The following is an 18607-nucleotide window of genomic DNA, read 5'->3' as shown; positions in this document are numbered from 1 at the left end:
CTTGCTCTTGCTCTTGCTCTTGCTCTTGCTTTGGACGTTGATCTCGGCGCCCCGTTAACCACGCTGGCCGAACGCAGGCATTGTGCAGTGGGCATCCCGGCATGGATGCCGGGTTAGCCGCGCTGGGCCATGGATGGCCCTTCGCGGCGGGCCCACGGAGCAATGCCGGAGTGAGGGCACACCGAGCCTAAGCGAGGTGCCGAGTGGTGGGGCAAGCCTTTTTTGCTTACTTTTTTTGGCGTCTGAAAAAAAGTGAGTCGCCGTAAGGGCGAAACCCTAAGTGGCCGTTACCGCAGCAATGGATATGTACTCAATCAACAAGAGCTCAGCACCAGTCAATGCCCCTCCGCCATCTCAACCTGGCCGGACTGCGGTGTCACGATGTCGCCCAAGTCGATGTGTTTCCAAGCCGGTTTCGCCCCCAGCCGCGCATTAAAGCGATAGTTGAAAGTGAAATCATCATCGGTCGGTTGGCTCAGGGATTTCCCATAGGCCGATTCAACCCCGGCCGGGTCGTACCCCATCAACTGCAACAGCGTCGGGAAGATGTTGTAGTGGCTGGAGCGGTCTTTGTTCCGTGCCCAGGCCCGGCGCCAATCCAGGGCATGCAGCTGCGAGCCCTGGATCACCACCAACGGCACCAGGCCTTCTTCGGCCACCGGGTCACCGCCGCAATGGGTGTTGAGCCCGGGGTTGCCGCGCTCGTGCAAATCCTGGCCGTGGTCGGAGGTATAGATCAACACGGCATGGCTCAAATCGGCCTGCTGGAAGATTCGCTTGAAGAACTCGCCGACGTTCCACAGCAAGGTGTTCTGGTAAGCGTTGCGGTACAACAGCCAATCATCCTTCTGGCCATTGAAGCCGTCGCGGCTGCCGGTGTCGGCGACTTCCTGGAACTGCCCTCGCGGCAAGGCCGGGCGGTAGTTCATGAAGTCGTCGGGGTATTTGTCGTGTACCGGGAAATGCGCCCCCACTTTGTTGATCACCACCAGTTCGGCCTGGTTGTCGCCCAACAGCTCGATCAACTTCGCAGCAGCCGCCATGTCGCGGTCGCGCACGCTGGCCTGGTCAAATTGGACGAATTCGTCGATGTCCTGTATTTCCAGCTCGCTCATCAGGTTCTGCAGGTAGCCACCGGTGCGCTGGGCGTCGATGTAGACGGTACGCAAACCGGCCTTCTTGGCATACTGCCAGATCGACGGTCGGGTGCTGTTGATGCGCACGTAGTCGGTGCGCGTGCCGCCGTAGCGCAGGGTGACGTTGGTGTCGGCACTGCAATTGGCGATGGAGGCCGCATAGCCGAAATTGAAGACATCCACGCCCTCGGGCGGCGTCTTCAGGCCGGTGTGCACGCCGAACGGCGTGTTGATATCCAGGTAATTGCCGCCGATGCTTTCATCGATGATCAGCACAATATCCTGTTCGATTACAGACGATCGTCGTACCAGGGTGACCGGCTCCCGAGGGCCGACGGTGTTGTGCAAGGACTCGTAGGCAAACAGATTCAAATAGGCCAACGGCGTGTACATCACCGGCAGGCCGCGTGCGCCCTCACCCGCCCGCACGAACAACACGCCACTGAGCAACAACACGCCCAGCACGGGCGCCGCCATGGGCAGGTAACCAGGCAACCGCACCGACCGTCGAGGCTTGAGCGCGATGCCGAACAACAGCAGCAAGCCACTGATCACCGCGCTGATAATCACCTCGCGGTACTGATAGGCCGCCTCCTGGATAAATCCCCCCGAGTACACCAGCGAAACGAACTGGCTATAGGTCAGGTAACTGTCCGTGACCCGGGTGTACACCTCGAAAAACACCGCTGAAACAAACATCACCAAGGCAAACACATGCCTCACCAAGGTCTGGCGTATGTAGGCGCTCATCCACAGCGCCAGCACCAACAGCACAAACATGGCGCCGAACAGCAAGGTTGCCAAGCCCAAGCCCAACGCGTCGAGACGGTCGAGGTAATAGTCGTATCCCTTGAGCAAGTACAGAACCAGCAGCAGTTCCTTGAGGTAACGGGCCATGTTTTCCTCGACCGGATCGCAGTGTCGAAAGCACTTCGTTCCTGCAAGTTAGCAGCCGATTTTCAAAGCGCAAGAAATGCTTCATCTGAACCACGCGTCAAAAAAAAGTTACCCCAAAAATGACACGAAATGCCGTCACAAAATGTAAAAATCTATGGATTACTACCGTTTATCGCTTTGTCAAATTCCCGTAAGACCCAATAAAACAGCCGCTTTACTAAGACAGTCAAGGACTTGATATCAAAATGCCCGATTTCACTTGAATTGCCAACACTGACAACTGTCATTTTGCTGACACGCTTTTCTGAAGCTGCGCTATACCCCTCTAAACAGTTTCATCCGAGTTACATCAACCGGTTTACGAGGCGCGCCAAAAATGGACGTGAGCGTATTTGGTACGGGGTATGTGGGATTGATCCAGGCGGCCGCAATGGCCGACGTCGGACACCGCGTTTTGTGCATCGACATCGACCCGAAAAAAATCCAGCAACTGCAACAAGCCGTACCCACCATCAGCGAGCCGGGGCTGTCCAGCTTGCTCGAAGACAACATCAAGGCCGGACGCTTGTCGTTCAGCTCCCAGGCCAGCGACGCGGTCAATCATGGCGAGCTGATTTTCATCGCCGTCGGCACCCCCGCCGATGAAGACGGCTCGGCCGACCTGAGCCATGTGCTGGCCGTCACCCGGCAGATCGCCGACTTCATGGACAGCGACCGCACCCTGGTCATCAAGTCCACGGTGCCGGTGGGCACCGCCGACAAGGTCGCCGAATGCGCTCGCCAGGCGTTGGCGCGGCGAGGCCTGAAACAGCTGAACGTGCGCGTGGTGTCCAACCCCGAGTTTCTCAAGGAAGGCAGTGCGCTTGCTGATTGCATGCGCCCCGACCGGATCATCGTCGGCACCGCCGACCCGCTGGCCCGCGACCAGATGACGGAGCTCTACGCGCCCTTTTGCCGCAACCACGAAAAACTGATGTTCATGGACAACCGCAGTGCCGAACTGACCAAGTACGCCGCCAATGCCATGCTCGCCACCCGCATCAGCTTCATGAACGAACTGGCCAACCTCACCGAACGGCTGGGCGCCGACATCGAAGCGGTGCGCAAAGGCATCGGCTCGGACCCACGCATCGGTTATCACTTCATCTACCCCGGCTGCGGTTTCGGCGGCTCGTGCTTCCCCAAGGACCTGCGGGCCCTGCTGCACACCGCCGAGCAAAGCGGCATGCCACTGCGCCTGCTGCGCAGCGTCACCGACGTCAACGACAGCCAGCGGCACATCCTCTTCGAGAAACTGGCGACGCAATTCCAGGATGGCCTGGCCGGCAAGTCGATTGCCATCTGGGGCCTGGCGTTCAAGCCCAACACCGATGACATGCGTGAAGCCCCCAGCCGCTACCTGATGGAAGCGCTGTGGCGCGAAGGCGCCCGGGTCCACGCCTATGACCCGGAAGCCATGTCCGAATGCCGGCGCCTCTACGGCTATCGCAAGGACCTGAACCTGTGCGCCACCCGCGACGACACCCTGGAAGACGCCGACGCCCTGGTGATCTGCACCGAGTGGAAAAATTTTCGCGTGGTGGACTTCGACCTGCTGGCCAGCAAGCTGCGCGCCCGGGTGATCATCGATGGCCGCAACCTGTACAACCCCGAACACCTGGCCGCCGCCGGGCTGCTGTATCGCGGTATCGGGCTGCGGCACACCGTGCCGGGCACCCCGCTACCCGGGTCACAAGCATGAACATCCTGGTCACCGGCGCAGCCGGCTTCATCGGCGCCCACGTCGTGCTGCGACTGCTGCGCGACGGCCATCGGGTGTGCGGGCTGGACAATTTCAACGACTACTACGACCCGCAGCTCAAGCACGACCGCGTGGCCTGGGTGCACGAGCAGGCCGGCGAATTCCCCCTGGCGCGGATCGACCTGGTCGACGCGCCAGCCATCGATGAACTGTTCCAGGCCCGGCGCCCGGACGTCGTGATTCACCTCGCGGCCCAGGCCGGCGTGCGCTACTCCCTGGAAAACCCGCAGGCCTATGTCGACAGCAACATCACCGGGTTCCTGAACATCCTGGAAAACTGCCGTCGCTATCCGGTCAAGCACCTGATCTACGCCTCCTCAAGTTCGGTATACGGCGCCAACTCGCGCACGCCTTATTCGGTGCAGGACAACGTCGACCATCCGCTGTCGCTGTACGCGGCCAGCAAAAAAGCCAACGAACTGATGGCCCACAGCTACAGCCACCTGTTCGGCATTCCCTGCACCGGCCTGCGCTTCTTCACGGTGTACGGCCCTTGGGGCCGGCCGGACATGTCGCCGATCCAGTTTGCCCGCGCCATCGCCGAAGACCACGTGCTGCAGCTGTTCAACCACGGCGAACACCAACGCGACTTCACCTACATCGACGACATCGTCGAAAGCATCGCCCGCCTGATCGAACGTGCGCCCCAGGTCACGCCACTGTTGGATCACGAACAACCGGACCCGGCCACCAGCCGCGCGCCCTGGCGGATCTACAACATCGGCGGGCAGCACCCGGTGGCGCTGCGCACCTATGTCGAGCTGTTGGAAAAACACCTGGGCCGAACCGCCCGCATCGAATTGCTGCCCCTGCAAGCGGGGGATGTGCTCAACACCTGCGCCGATGCCAGCGACCTGGCACGGGCCACCGGCTTCAAGCCGTGTATCGAACTGGACGACGGCCTGGGTCGTTTCATCCAGTGGTTCCTCGATTACTACGCAGTACCCATCGCCCATACGCCGTTCGCGGCTGAAGTTCAGCGGAGGAGTCTATGACCCGACATGAGCAAGTCATCGAGATCAACGCCCCGGGACGCGACAAGCGTGTCGATCCCGACCATCGCAGGCGCCTGGACGCGGCCATCCACCGCCAGGGCCGTGGTTGGTTGACCGGTCGCGACGGCGGCCGGCCCTGGACGGTCTCGCGCACCAACCGCGTAGTGGCCTGCCTCGGTGCACTGGCGATCCTGCTGCTGTTCTGCCCGCTGCTGCTGGGCCTGGCGCTGCTGGTCAAGCTCTCCAGCCCCGGTCCCGTGCTGTTCGTGCAAAAGCGCACCGGGTATCGCGGTCGGGTCTTCGGCATGTACAAGTTCCGCACCATGGTTGCCGACGCAGAGGCTCTCAAGGAGTCGCTGCGCCACCTCAACAAACACGGCGCCGATGCCATCGACTTCAAGATCGACAACGATCCGCGCATCACGCCCATCGGCCGGTTCCTGCGACGAAGCAGCCTCGATGAACTGCCGAACCTGATCAATGTAGTGACCGGCGACATGCGCCTGGTGGGCCCGCGGCCGACCTCGTTCAACGCCTATCGCTACAAGGACAACCATCTTGTGCGCCTGAGCATCTACCCCGGCATGACCGGCCTTTGGCAGATCTCCGGGCGCAGCAATATCGACTTCGACCAGCGCGTGGAATTGGACCTCAGCTATATCGCTGAACAGAGCCTGTGGCTGGATTTGAAGATCCTGATGATTACCCCCTTCAAAGTTTTCAGCGGCCACGGAGCGAGTTAAATGGACGGTTCAACCAATATCCTGACCATAGCAAGCCCGAGCGAGACCAACCTGACCTCGACCGTGCTCGACCCTTCCCTGCGGATCCTGCTCTTGACGGCCGCCAACACCGGTACCGGCACCAGCACCAGCGCGATGGCGCTGGCCGCTCAACTGGCGCAGATGAGCAACGGTCGCGTACTGCTGGTGGATGCCAGCCAGTCACCGCGCAACCTCAGCCAGCAGCTTTCGTTGCACAAGGAGCGCGGTTTCACCGACCTGTTGTTCAACAGCCTCGCCCCGCCCTTGTTGCAGGACTGCGTGGTGCAGGCGTCCAGCCTGCCCTTCGACGTGCTGCCCCACGGGCGCCTGGGCCGCAATGCCGAGCACCTGAGCCCCGAGCGACTGCGCCCACTGTTCAGGCAACTGGCGGCGCAGTACCGCTTTGTGGTGATCGACGCCGACGCAGTGTATTCGGCCAGCGACACGCTGGTGCTCAGCACCCAGGTAGACGGCGTGGTGCTGGTGGTGCGCGGTGAAGACACCCGCTGGGAAGTGGCCCAGGCCGCTCGCCAACGCCTGTCCCAGGCCGGCGCGAAGGTGGTGGGCAGCGTGTTCAACCGCCGCAAGTACTACATGCCCAAGTGGCTCTACAACAACCTGTAAGCCTGCAAAAGGATGACGAGATGAACGCCAGAATGCTTGTCCTGCTGTTGCTGCCGCTTGCCGGTTGCTCCAGTACCAGTGATACCCGCTCGATGCCGGTGCAGATCCTCACGGCTGCGCCGGCCAATGCCCAGGCCACCGACATGCCGAAGGTCGAACAGACCTTGCGGCCCCAGGATGTGCTGGATGTGATCTTCCACATCGGCACGACCTCCTCCCAGGCATATCGAGTGCAACCGGGCGACCAGGTTGCCCTGAACTTCACCGCCGCCAGCCAGCTCAATGGCACGCAACAAGTGATGCCCGACGGCACCATCGAACTGCCGGGCGCCAACACTTCGGTGAAAGTCGCCGGATTGACCACCGACGAGGCGCGCCTGGCGGTGCAGCGTGCCTATGACCAGAAGATGCTGTTCCAACCCAATCGCAACCAATTGACCGTCCTGGTGACCAGCCCGCTCTCCGGCGAGGCGAACCTGCGCAACACCCTGACCCACCCGGCCACGGGCATGAGTCGGGAAATCATCGTGGGCCGGGATGGCTACGCCAGCTTCCCGGAAATTGGCTCGGTGCCGTTGCAAGGCATGACCGTCACCCAGCTGGAGACCTTCCTCAACGAGCGCTACGCCCAACTGCCCGGCCACATGACCGTGGATGTGCTGCTCAAGTCCACCGCCGGCAACGAGATCTATGTACTCGGTGAAGTGGCCCAACCCGGCGCCTATGCGATCCGCCGGCCGATCTCGGTTCTCGAAGCCCTGACCCTGGCCCGTGGCACGAACGTCAAGGCCCGGCTCGACTCGGTGATGATCATGCGCCGCAACGGCAACCAGGTCGAAGCCCGTCACTACGACGTGGAAAAGGCCTTGAGCGGCGACGCCTCGCAGATCGCCTACCTGCAGCCGGAGGACATGTTGTACGTGCCCAAGACCGGACTGGCCAAAGCCGGCGAAACGGCCAGGCAACTGGCCGACGTAGTGCTGTTCCAGGGCGTCGGGTTCGGCTTCGGCTACCGCGTCGACAACAAAGGCAGCGACAACTGAAACTCAGGTGACCGATCATGAACCCCAAGGAAAACTATCTGCATGAGTTCTTCAGGATCTTCTTCGCCAACAAGCAGTGGGTGAAGCGCGTCTTCCTGATCTTCGCCGTGATCGCCCTGGTGCTGCCGTTGATGCTCAAGCAGAGCTTCGATATCACCGCCCAGGTGATTGTCCAGTCGAAAAAACTCTCCCAGGGCGACGCCACCACGTCGCTGAACCAAGAGAACGCCACCTTCATCCCGCCATCCCTGGCGGACATGGAAACCGAGAGCAATATCCTGCGCTCGCCGGCGTTGATCCGGCAGACCATCAGCACCCTGCGCGACCAGGGCGAATACACCCCAAGCCCCGGCATCTTCAACAAATGGGTGAGCGAACCGCTCAAGACGTATATCACCCAGCCGCTGCGCGAGTACGTCATCAACCCGCTGCGCGATGGCTTGGGGCTTGAAGTCGATCCGGTGCGCGACACCGTGCTCGATACGCTGACCGAAGAGGCCATCGAAAACCTGAAGATCGAGACCCTGCCCGGCTCCAACGTCATCTCCATCGTCTACAGTTTTGGCGACCCGGCCCAAGGCACCCGGTTCGTGGCGCAACTGCTGCAGAACTACCTCAGCAGCCGCCAGGACCTGCAATCGATCGAAATGCCGCAGACGTTCTATGAGCAGAAGAAAGCCCAATACCAGACCCGTCTCGACGGCCTGGAAGGCACCCGGCTGGGGCTGCTGGAAAACATCGGTTCGTCCGACCCCAAGGAAGAAATCACCTTCCGCCTGAACGCCATCAACACCGAAGAACAGGCCCTGAACCTGTACCAGGATCGCCTGCTGCAAAGCCAACGCTGGCTCGATTACCTCAAGACCAGTCTCGCCGCAGCGAACAGCTCGCGGTTCAACGACTACACCTTCCCGTTCACCTTCACCACCACCGTGGACAACATTGCCTTCGAAGACCGGGAAATCAGGCAACTGGGCGAGCAACTGACCAGCCAGGTCAGCCGCTACATGAATGACCTGGCGATCTTCCAGCCCGGCAGCGAACCGATGCTGCTGGCCCGGGAGCAGATCATCCGCACACGCCAGCAGTTCCTGAAAGTGGTGAACAACCGCATCCAGGAGCGCACCACCGACCTGGCGGTGGTCAGTTCGGTGATCAATCAGAAGATCGAGCGTATAACCACCTTCAAGGAGCGCATCCACCAGTTGCAGGAAACCCAAAGCAAGCTGCGGCAGATGGACACCGAGATCAACGCCCTGCATGCGGCGTTCTCCACCTATGCCCAGCGTTTCGCCGAAGCCAGCACCGCGCGCTCGCTGGACACCGACCTGTCCAACGCGCGGGTCCTGAGCCCACCGTTCGAACCGACCGCCCCGGCCTTTCCCAAGCCGATGCTGATCATTGTCTTCGGCATGTTCAGCGGCCTGCTGCTGGCGATCGCCCTGGTCTATGTGCGTGAGTTCTTCGACCATCGCTTCAAGCACCCAGCGCAAATCACCCAACAATTGGATGTGCCGGTACTGTTGGTGATCAACGAACAGTCCCCCGACCGGGTCAACCCGCACCGCAACTGGAGCCTGCCCAGCCTTGTCCATTGGGTGCGAAATTGAACGCGCCGTTCGGCCCGACCCGCCACAGCAGCCCCCTGTCGATCATTCATCTGCTCGACAGCGGCGGCTTCTACGGGGCCGAGCGGATGCTGCTCGATCATTGCCTGGCGACGCCCGGCCAGCACCAGGTGCTGTTCCTGGCGGCGCCACCGACCTTGATCACGCGTTTTCGCCAGGCCGGGGTCGATTGCCGTCATTGCGCCAGTTGGGCCGAGCTGTTGCAGCACCTGCGCCAGCGTCGGGACGAGCGACCGCTGATCAACACCCACAACTTCAAGGGGCTGCTGTTCGGCTGGTCCGCCGCCACGCTGCTGCGCCTGCCGCTGGTGATCACCCAACATGGCTTCACGCCGCGCAGCCCCAAGCAGCGTTTCTATACCTGGCTGAGCCTGCAACTGTGCCGCACCGCCTCGGTCAAGCGGGTCGTCTGCGTGGCCGAGAGCATCGCCACGCTGCATCGCCGGGCCAGCGTGCGGGCGGAAAAACTCGACGTCATCCCCAATGGCCTGCCAGCGGCCAGTACGCCGTTGGCCCATCGCGCCGACAAGCAACGCTGGCGGGTCGGCTACGTCGGCCGCTTGAGCAGCGAGAAAGGTCCAGACCTGTTTCTCGACGCCATGATCCCACTGTGCCAGAAGCATGCATCGCTGCACGCGGTGATGCTCGGCGACGGCCCGGAACGCCAGGCGCTGCTCAAACGCATCACCGATGCCGGACTGCCCACGCGCATCGAATTGCCCGGCTACCAGACCGACATGAACGCCTGGTGGAGTCGCCTCGACGCCCTGGTGATCAGCTCGCGCACCGAAGGCACGCCGATGATTCTGCTCGAAGCCATGCAGGCCGGCGTGCCGGTGGTGGCGTTCGGCGTCGGCGGCATTCCCGACGTGTTGCAGGACCGCCATAACGGCCTGCTCGCGGCACCGGCCGACAGCGCGGAACTGGCGGCGCAGATCGAAACGCTGTTCAGCGAACCGCCCCTGGCGCGGATCCTGGCCGACAACGCGCGCCGCACCCAACGGGACCGCTACGACCTGCGCACGCTGGCCGAACGCTGGTCACAGCTTTACATCCGCACGGCACGGGAGGCTCGCTCATGATTGTCCCGCTCTCGATCATCAGTCTGTTGGGCCTGGTGTGCCTGGCATTGCTGGCCAGCCCGTATCCGTTCCTGGCGCCGGGCGCGGTGTTCGGCCTGGTCGGCGTTGCCGTGCTGTACCGCAAGCCCATGTGGGGCCTGTTGGGCATTGCCGCCCTGGTGCCGTTCGAAGGCCTGTTCAAGGACAGCGCCTTTTCCGGCAGCAAATTCTTTGGCCTGGCGCTGATCATGATCCTGCTGTTGCAGTTGGCCCTGCACCAGATTCCCGGGACGCGCCTGCGCAGCAATATCTGGCGGCCGCTGATCGGCTTCATGCTGCTGTACGGCCTGAGCCTGTTGCTGTCGGAAAACATGGGCCTGTCCACGACCCATTTTCGCGAGCTGACGGTGGGGTTGATCCTGTTCGTGATCACCCTGCTGATCGGTCGTGAATTGAACCTGGACCTGTTCTGCCGACTGATGACCTTGAGCGTCACCACCACCTGCGTGCTGGCGATGTTTTCGGCCAAGTACCAGGAGCAGGGCCGCGCGTCCGGCTTGCTGGAAGACCCGAACACCTTCGCCCTGCTGATCGCCTTTACCGTGCCGCTGGCGTTGCTGCTGGTTGTACGCGGCCCAAGCTTGCTGCACCGGTTGTTCTGGGGCGGTTGTTTCATCCTGCTGCTGGGCGGCATGACCAAGACCGAGTCGCGCTCGGGGCTGGTGGTGTTGATGCTCAGCCTGATGATCGGCCTGTATCACTACCGCGCACAGTTGCCACGTATCCGCCCCCGGCACCTGGGCTTCGCCATGCTTGGGCTGGCATTGCTGATTCCCTTGGCAATCGCCGTGATGCCGGCCGGCTATGTCGCGCGCATCCAGTCATTGAGCATCCTCAGTGCCGGCGCCAGCGCCCACCAGGACGAATCCCTGGGCCGCCGTGCTTCGTACATCCTGGTCGGCAGCCAGATGATCCGAGAGAACCCGATACTCGGCTCCGGCCCCGGGACCTTTCCCTTGCACTACGCGCCCACCGGCTATGCCAAGGCGTTCTCAGCCAACCGCAAACTGAGTGACCTGTATCGCCGGGCCCATAACACCTACCTGGAAATCTTCAGCGAAATAGGCATCCCGGCCGGGCTGATGTTCGTCGCCATGATCGGCCTTGGCCTGTACAACCTGCTACACGCCCGTCGGCTCTGGCTGCAGCGGCGGGACTGGGCGCAGGCGGACCTGCTGACGCACCTGGGCATGAGTTTCCTCTCGCTGGCGTTGTTCCTGATGTTCCTCAGTGCGCCTAACCACAAGTTGCTGTGGATCATGCTCGCCCTCACCAGTGTGTTGCGCTACGACGCCGAGCAGGCCGCGCCCCAGGAGGCTCGTCCATGAGCTGCGTCAGCATTGTCATCCCGATGTACAACGAGGCCCGGCACATCGGCCGTACGCTGCAAGCGGCGCAGGAAGCCGCCCGCCAGGCAGGCCTGGCATGTGAATTGATCGTGGTGGACAACGGCTCCGACGACCACGGCCCGCGCATCGCCAACGAGTTGGGGGCACGGGTGTTGATCGTGCCAGGCGTGCACATCGGCGCCCTGCGCAACCGCGGTGCCGCCGCCGCCCAGGGCGACTGGCTGGCGTTCATCGATGCCGACATCGAAATGCCGGCCGACTGGCTCACGCTGCTGCTGGAGCTCGAAGGTCACCAGGGCGACGTCCTCGGCCTGGACCTCGACACCCCCCGGCAGGCGCCGTGGTTCGCCGAAGCCTGGCAGCGCCGCAGCCAACGCCCGGGATCACGCCTCCTGCATCGGGTGCAGTGGCTGCCCAGTGCCAACCTGTTGATGCGTCGCAGCTGGTTCGAACGGGTCGGTGGCTTCGACGAAACCCTGCGCACTGGCGAAGACAAGGACTTCTCCTGGCGCCTGCGCCAGGCCGACGCGCAATTGCTGCTGGTCAACGAAAGCGTGGCTCTGCACTGGGGCTACGAAGGCAGTTGGCGCGAGTGGATGAGCAAGGAACTGTGGCGCCAGGGCAGCCATCTGCAACTGCTCCGCAGCCATGGCCCGAGCCTGCGCCTGCTGCGTTTCCCGGCGCTGTCCGTAGGCGCCTGGGGCTTGGACTTGCTGGCCGTGCTCGCGTTGCTCCAGGGGCAGTTGCACCTGGCACTGACGCTGTTGCTGATCACCGCCCTGCCTCCCTTGTTCCTGAGCCTGCGCCAGAGCCGGCGCGAGCCGCGCCTGACCTTGCAATTGTGGGCCTTGCATGGGGTGCGCCTGCACCTGACCGGCGCCGCACTGCTGCTCAATCTGTGTCATTGGAATGCCAGGAGACCTGCCCGTGGCTGAATTCATTTATTGGTCGTGCCTGTTGCTGCCGGTGTACGCCTACCTCGGTTACCCCTTGATGTTGAGCCTGCTGGTGCCGCTGTTTCCGCTGCGGCGCTACGGCAAGGCGTTGCCGATGGACGTGAGCATCGTCATTGCCGCCCACAACGAGGCGCGGCACATCGAAGAGAAGTTGCGCACCTTGCTGGCCCAGGACTATCGGGCCCATTCGCTGCAAATCATCCTCGCCAGCGACGGCTCCACCGACGACACGGTGGCCTGCGCATGCAAGGTGATCGACCCGCGCATCAGCGTGCTCGACCTGCCGCGCCAGGGCAAGGCCGCCGCCCTCAATACCGGTGTCGCCCACAGCAGCGGCGAAATCCTGGTGTTCACCGACGCCGATAACCAATGGGCTGGCGATACCCTCGGCCATCTGCTGGCGCCCTTGGGCGATCCGGAAGTCGGCGCCTGTGCCGGGCACATGGAAATCCCGGTGCCGGGCAAGGGCCTGAGCCTGGGCGACAGCCTGTATCGTCATTACGAAGGCTGGTTGCGTCAGGTGGAGAGCCGCACCGGTTGCATGGTCTCGGCCGACGGCGCGCTGTTGGCCCTGCGCCGGGGGCTGTTCCAACCGATACCGGCCCAGGTCAACGATGACTTTTTCCTCAGCACCTGCGCGCCGGCCGCCGGCAAGTCCATCGTCTATGCCCCCATGGCCCGGGTGACTGACCAGGGAGTGGACGAAGCCGATAAGCAGTTTCGCCGTCGCCAGCGGGTCACCGTCGGCGGGTTGCAGAGCCTGGCCCAGCGCCGGGCGTTGCTCAACCCGCTGCGTCATGGGCTCTACGCCATCGGGCTGATCAGCCACAAGTTGATCCGCCGCCTGGCGCCGGTGTTGCTGCTGCCACTGTTGCTGAGCAACGTCTGGCTGTGGAACGAGCATCCGTTCTATCGCCTAAGCCTGGTGGCGCAATTGCTCGGTTACGCCATGGCGCTGATCGGTTTGATGGACGCGCGCCACCGCTTGCCCCGGCCCTTTCGCCTGGCCGCATTCGTGCTGGTGACGCTGGCGGGCATGAGCATCGGGCTCTGGCAGTTCCTGCGGGGCCAGCGCTATAGCCAATGGAACCCCGAGCAGAACCGCTGAGGAGAAGGGCCGATGTCGATCAAACAAGTCTTCAAGCGCACCGGCGGCTGGCTCTACCTGAACACGTCCCTGGGTCGCCATCCCCTGCGTGGCGCCGGCGTGATCCTGATGCTTCATCGTGTGTTGAATAACGACCGCGCCGCCGAACTGCCCCATCGCAACGAGTTGTGCGTGGGGCCCGAAGCGTTTGAACATTTGCTGATCTGGCTGCAACGGCATTTCGAGTGCGTGCCGCTGATGAGCTTGTTGCTGGCCGACCCTGAAAGCGTTCCGAACCGCCCGCGGGTGGCCCTGACTTTCGACGACGGTTGGCGCGACAACGCCATGAATGCCTTTCCGTTGCTGCGCCAGTACCAGGTGCCGGCGAGTATTTTCCTCTCCACCGATTTCATCGGCAGCCGCCAGCACTTCTGGTGGGAAAGCATCGGCGAAACCCTCTGGGGCAGCCATGGCCAGGTGGCGCGGCGCGCATTGATCGAGCACTTGCAGCTCGTCGGTCGACCGTTGCCGGTGCTGCTCGATGACATCGACGACGAGCGCCGCAGCCTGGCGCTGCTGCATTACCTGCAAAGCCTCAAGAGCCTCGACACACACACGTTGAGCGAGCTCACCGACGCCTGCCCACAGGGTTCCCAGCCCCAGGCCCTGGACTGGACCCAGGTGCGCATGCTCGAAGACTCCGGTCTGATCCGCTTTGGCCCCCATGGCGCCAGCCACGCGATCCTGACCGGGCTGGACGACCAGCGCCTGCACGAAGAACTGACGCGCAGTTGGATCGCCCTGGAAAACGGCTGCGCCCACCCCTTGCCGGTGTATTGCTACCCCAACGGCGATAACGATGAACGCGTGCGCCAACAGGTGGCGGCCCACGGTTTTGCCTTCGCCCTCGGCACCGAGGCGGGGCTGTATCGCAACGACGGCGACCCCTTGAACGTGCCACGTTTCGGCGTCAGCCAACACAATGCCCATCACCCTGAATTACTGGCCTGGCGCATTCGCCGAGGGGCACGCCCATGAGCCGCGCTCATTACCTCAAGCATCTGGCGCTGAGCATGGGCACGCGCCTGGCGATGATCAGCCTGCGCCTGCTGCGCAATGTGCTGCTGGCGCGAATTCTCGGGCCCAGCGAACGTGGGCTGTTTGCCTTGCTCAGCACCCTGCCGGACCTGATCAGCGCCTTCACCAGCGGTGGCCTGAATTCCGCCGTGGGTTATCAGGCGGCGCAGCAGCGCTCGATGGGTCTGTTGCTCAGCCAGGTGCTGGTCTTCGGCTGCCTGCTAGCCGGGCTGCTGACCTTGCTGGTGGTGGCGCTGGTGCGCGAGTTCGGCGGCGAACTGGACATCGCCATGCAATTGGGATTGCTCGCCTGGCTGTTGTTGCTGGCCGTGCCGTTGACCGTGCTCAAGAGCGGCCTGCTGACACTGCACAACGCCTCCGGTGGCGTGGGTGCCTTCAATGCCTTGCGCCTGATGGAGTCCCTGGCGCCGCTGCTGCTGTTCCTGGTGTTGTTCTGGATGTGGAAAGATGCCGCCCTGGAAGCGGCGCTGATCAGTTGGCTGGCGGGCCTGAGCCTGGTGGTGCTGGCCGGTTGGATGTGGTTGCGCCGCGATCATGTGGTCACTCTGCGCTGGGATCGCACCCATCAGAACGAACTGCTGCGCTACGGCGCCCGCAGCCATCCGGACTTGTTGTTCCAGCAAATGCTACTGCGCTCGGACTTCCTGTTCATCGGTGCCCTGCTGGGCAGCACGGCCCTGGGTCACTACGCCATGGCCAGCGCCGCCGCCGAACTGCTGCTGATCGTGCCGGAGGCCGTCACCACGCCGCTGATGAAACGCCTATTGCAGCAGGACCGCGACATGCAGCGCCTGACGCCATTGGCCTTGCGCCTGACCGCCACGGTGATGCTCGGCGCCTGCCTGAGCATGGCGCTGATCGGCCAATGGCTGATCGTCACCTTGTTTGGCGCCGCCTACCAGCCGGCGTATCCCGCCTTGCTGGCGCTGCTGCCGGGGCTGTTCGGGCTGTGCTACGCGAGCATCCTGCGCCTGGACCTGCTGGGCAAGGACCGACCCGGCACGGTTTCGCTGCTGATGGGCGGGGGGGCGCTGCTGAACCTGGCGCTGAACCTGATCCTGATTCCCCGCTACGGCATCGTCGGGGCCGCCGCTGCGTCGTCAATCGCCTACCTGGGCGTGACCCTGGCGCTGCTGGCCATGTACTGCCGCCTCAGCGGCGTAGCGCTGTGGCAGACACTGATCATCCTGCCCAGTGACTTGCTGCCGATGCGCAAAATGCTGCTTGGAAAATCGGCATGAGTGCAGTTGCCAGCCAAACCGCCATCGCGAGCAAGCTCGCTCCCACAGGGGGTGGTGGCGACCTTGTGAGAGCGCCAAATCAGCCTGCAGTGAAGGTGGATGTGCCGCCCTCTTCGCGAGCAGGCTCGCTCCCACAAAAAACTGGTGCCGAACACGTCATCCACAACCACCACCGATCTCCTGTGGGAGCGAGCTTGCTCGCGATGGGGCCGGTGCGGCATTGGTGGAAAATGGTTGCTGGCCTGTGCCTTTGGAGCCTGGCCTTTTTTGCCCAGGGCGCGGCGATGCAATGGACCGGCATCCGCGACGGCAGCCTGTACCTGCAGACCGACCGCCCGGATTATGTGACCGTGCGCTGGGTACCAGCCTGGCAGGCCGACGCCAATGTCGAGCACCTGTACCTGCTCAACGGCCAGGGGCAACTGGTAGGTGAGCGCTTGATCAAGGCGACCCAGGAACGTGGCGAGCAGCAGTGGCCTTTGCTGCCAGGGGCCACCAGCTATCGACTGGAAATTCCCGGCTATAGCTTCCGCCGCTACAACATCGAACACGATGCCCGGACCCGGGCGATGTTTGCCCCGGCCAAGGTGCATTTCAGCGCCGAAACCCATGACGGCGATGAGCTGTATTTCAAGGTCGCACCCGGTGAGCAGGCCGTGCTCGCGGGCAAGTTCCACGGCGGCGTGCGCAGTCTGCAAGCCCGGCGTGTTGCCGATGGCAACCAGGTGCAGTTGAACCTCAAGCCATACCCGGCCTACTGGCAGTTCGATCAAGTCGCCCTGCCCGTTGCCAACGTCGAGCAAACCTGGCGCTTGCAGTTGCAGGGCAACGGAAAGGCGGCGTTCTGGCTGGACGGCACGGCGAACCTGTTCGCCCAGACCGCTGAGCACCTGCAACCGCTGCGCCAGGACCCGGGGCAGGCGCACCTGAAACTCTATGGCGATGTCCTGGGAACCACCCCAAAACTGGGCATCTCCCTGCCCTACGTCATGCCCCCGCCCTCGGCCTACCCGGTCATCGATGCCCTCAAGCCCCAGGCCGCCACTTATTACAGTTTTGTCGACGTCACCGCGGCCAAGCCGGACCACGAAGATGCGTTCCGGCGCCTGTACCAGGACCGCTTCGGCATCACCCGGGACATCACCCTGCTGGCCGGTAGCGCACGCAAAGCCGACCTGCGAGCCGACCGCATCAGCAACAGCGGCTTGCAGGCCTGGCTCAAGTCGACCCGCGCCTTGGGTGGCAAAGGCATCCATTACCTCAGTTTCGCCGATGAGCCAAACCTCAACTACCCGGATTTTGCCAGTTTCCAGCAGGTGTTCGAGAGCATGGCCAGCCAGGTTCGCGCCCTCCCCGCCAACGCCCGCGCCGGGGTGCGCATTGCCATACCGGCCAGCTCCCGGTTCACCAACGGTCCCCTGGCGGAAAACGCCGCCGACCGGCGCGGGATCGACTGGGCGCGGCGTTTGCTGGCCGAATCCGGTGACCAGATCGACGCCCTGGCCTGGCATGAATGGATGATCCGCGACCTGCTGGCGACCCGGGTCTATCGCAACGGCGTGCGTCAGGCCGCCGAGCTGGTGGGCCTGGACAGCAACGGCCGGCCGCGCAAGGCCTTGCTGCTGGACCAGACCAACATGTCCAGCGGCTCGAGCCTGAGCCCCTACGACCAGGAAACCCACTACGCCGCCCTGTGGTGGACGTCCGTGGCGATCAACGCCTCGGCGGACGGTTGGCTGGACATGCTCAACTGGTTCCAGTCCGCCGACGAACCGGAGTACCCAAAAGGCATGGTTCGAGTGCTGGACAGCCAGCGCTTCGAACTCAAGCCGGTGGGCCTGGCCCAACAGTTCATCCACCAGCATTGGCTGGACCAAGTGCTGCGCCTGGATAACGACGCCTTTGAAGTCGACGTGCTGGCCATGGCCACCGACGCAAGGCGCAGCCTGCTGGGCGTGAACAAAAGCACGCGCCCGCAACAGGTCAACCTGGACGGTGTGCCCTGCCCCCAGCCGCAAGCCGAGCTGGTGTATTTCGGCCCCGACAACCATAGCCGCAGCGCCCCATTCAACTGCGAGGCCGGGCAGATCCGCTTTCTCCTGCCAGGAGAAACCCTGTTTGCCCTGAGCTGGACCGCTCCCGTTTCCCCCCAACCCGCCACCCGTCAGGAGGCACCATGAACGTTCTGCAGAAATTGCGTGATCGCATTCAGAAAAAAGGCCTGCGCGCCATCCTCAAACAGCTGTTCAGACGCTACGTATTTCTCCACTCGAAACTGGTGTGGCTGGAACACGATGTGCGCACCCCACTGCCCCCGCATAACCTCAAGCCCTACCCACCGGTGCGCCTGGAGTTCATCACGGTCAGCAATGCCGACGCCTTTGCCCGGTATTTCGGCGACCGCGTCGAAACCATGCGCGAGCTGGCAGCCGAAGGCTTTACAGGCTTGATGTACCTGGATGATCAAGGCGACACCGTGGGGTTCGCCTGGGGCAGCACCCAAGACTATTTCGACCGTCATTTCTATCGCTGCAACTTCCCGATCAACCCCGGTGAATATTTTCAGTTCGGTGGCGAGATGATCCGTGCTTACTGGGGTTCCAGGATGTCGGCGGACATGCAACTGGATGTGTGGAAAGTCATGGCGGACAAAGGATGCGACACCATGGTCGATGTCTGCGACATAGAGAACATCCCAGCGATCAAGATGCATATACGCATGGGCTTCCAGGAGCGCGGCAAGATTACCCATATGTATCGCCTGTTCGGCCGCTGGCGGTTCTTCCGCGACACGTTTTACAACGGTTCGGCACTGGACGCCTTCCGTAAACCGGCCCAGCCGGTTGCATCGACTGCAGCGGCCTGAC

The 18607-nt window shown here is 62.9% G+C and carries 15 protein-coding genes; 14 read left to right on the top strand and 1 reads right to left on the bottom strand.

What is annotated here, in order from left to right:
• Positions 1–335 precede the first annotated feature (335 nt).
• Entirely contained in the window at positions 336–2033 is a 1698-nt protein-coding gene (locus tag Q7F16_RS12925) for a sulfatase-like hydrolase/transferase (RefSeq protein ID WP_046063513.1), read from the bottom strand.
• Between the two features lie 376 nt (positions 2034–2409).
• Between Q7F16_RS12925 and Q7F16_RS12920 the strand changes: the two genes are divergently transcribed.
• The 14 genes from Q7F16_RS12920 (at position 2410) to Q7F16_RS12855 (ending at position 18606) form a co-directional block, all read left to right on the top strand.
• Positions 2410–3774 carry a UDP-glucose dehydrogenase family protein gene (locus tag Q7F16_RS12920; RefSeq protein ID WP_046063512.1) on the top strand — a complete coding sequence of 455 codons (1365 nt, stop codon included), beginning with the start codon at positions 2410–2412 and terminating at the stop codon, positions 3772–3774.
• A complete protein-coding gene (locus Q7F16_RS12915) occupies positions 3771–4829 on the top strand; it encodes an NAD-dependent epimerase (RefSeq protein WP_046063511.1) in 1059 nt (352 codons plus the stop codon). The genes Q7F16_RS12920 and Q7F16_RS12915 overlap by 4 nt, the downstream gene beginning before the upstream one ends.
• The gene (locus Q7F16_RS12910; protein WP_046063510.1) at positions 4826–5572 is read left to right on the top strand and encodes a sugar transferase; all 747 of its coding nucleotides are present in this window, start codon (positions 4826–4828) and stop codon (positions 5570–5572) included. Before Q7F16_RS12915 ends, Q7F16_RS12910 begins: the two co-directional genes overlap by 4 nt.
• Positions 5573–6217, top strand: coding sequence for a CpsD/CapB family tyrosine-protein kinase (locus Q7F16_RS12905; RefSeq protein WP_014337506.1), 645 nt, complete (start codon positions 5573–5575; stop codon positions 6215–6217). It begins immediately after the preceding gene.
• Positions 6218–6237: 20 nt separating this feature from the next.
• Positions 6238–7260, top strand: a complete 1023-nt coding sequence (locus Q7F16_RS12900) for a polysaccharide biosynthesis/export family protein (RefSeq protein WP_046063509.1) — start codon at positions 6238–6240, stop codon at positions 7258–7260.
• A gap of 17 nt (positions 7261–7277) precedes the next feature.
• Positions 7278–8870, top strand: a complete 1593-nt coding sequence (locus Q7F16_RS12895) for a GumC family protein (protein WP_046063508.1) — start codon at positions 7278–7280, stop codon at positions 8868–8870.
• Entirely contained in the window at positions 8867–9970 is a 1104-nt protein-coding gene (locus Q7F16_RS12890; RefSeq protein WP_024616571.1) for a glycosyltransferase family 4 protein, read from the top strand. Before Q7F16_RS12895 ends, Q7F16_RS12890 begins: the two co-directional genes overlap by 4 nt.
• A complete protein-coding gene (locus Q7F16_RS12885; RefSeq protein WP_046063507.1) occupies positions 9967–11337 on the top strand; it encodes an O-antigen ligase family protein in 1371 nt (456 codons plus the stop codon). Before Q7F16_RS12890 ends, Q7F16_RS12885 begins: the two co-directional genes overlap by 4 nt.
• Positions 11334–12293, top strand: a complete 960-nt coding sequence (locus tag Q7F16_RS12880; protein ID WP_409556225.1) for a glycosyltransferase — start codon at positions 11334–11336, stop codon at positions 12291–12293. The genes Q7F16_RS12885 and Q7F16_RS12880 overlap by 4 nt, the downstream gene beginning before the upstream one ends.
• Positions 12286–13422, top strand: a complete 1137-nt coding sequence (locus tag Q7F16_RS12875) for a glycosyltransferase family 2 protein (protein ID WP_409556224.1) — start codon at positions 12286–12288, stop codon at positions 13420–13422. The genes Q7F16_RS12880 and Q7F16_RS12875 overlap by 8 nt, the downstream gene beginning before the upstream one ends.
• A gap of 12 nt (positions 13423–13434) precedes the next feature.
• Entirely contained in the window at positions 13435–14439 is a 1005-nt protein-coding gene (locus tag Q7F16_RS12870) for a polysaccharide deacetylase family protein (RefSeq protein ID WP_409556223.1), read from the top strand.
• The gene (locus tag Q7F16_RS12865; RefSeq protein WP_046063504.1) at positions 14436–15740 is read left to right on the top strand and encodes a lipopolysaccharide biosynthesis protein; all 1305 of its coding nucleotides are present in this window, start codon (positions 14436–14438) and stop codon (positions 15738–15740) included. Before Q7F16_RS12870 ends, Q7F16_RS12865 begins: the two co-directional genes overlap by 4 nt.
• A gap of 203 nt (positions 15741–15943) precedes the next feature.
• Complete coding sequence (locus Q7F16_RS12860; protein WP_409556379.1) at positions 15944–17920, top strand: hypothetical protein; 1977 nt, start codon at positions 15944–15946, stop codon at positions 17918–17920.
• Complete coding sequence (locus Q7F16_RS12855; RefSeq protein ID WP_046063503.1) at positions 17917–18606, top strand: hypothetical protein; 690 nt, start codon at positions 17917–17919, stop codon at positions 18604–18606. The genes Q7F16_RS12860 and Q7F16_RS12855 overlap by 4 nt, the downstream gene beginning before the upstream one ends.
• Position 18607 lies beyond the last annotated feature (1 nt).

Origin of the sequence: Pseudomonas sp. Lb2C2, assembly GCF_052112205.1 — a bacterium.
Taxonomy (GTDB): domain Bacteria; phylum Pseudomonadota; class Gammaproteobacteria; order Pseudomonadales; family Pseudomonadaceae; genus Aquipseudomonas; species Aquipseudomonas kilonensis.
This window is presented reverse-complemented; position numbering and strand designations above follow the sequence as displayed.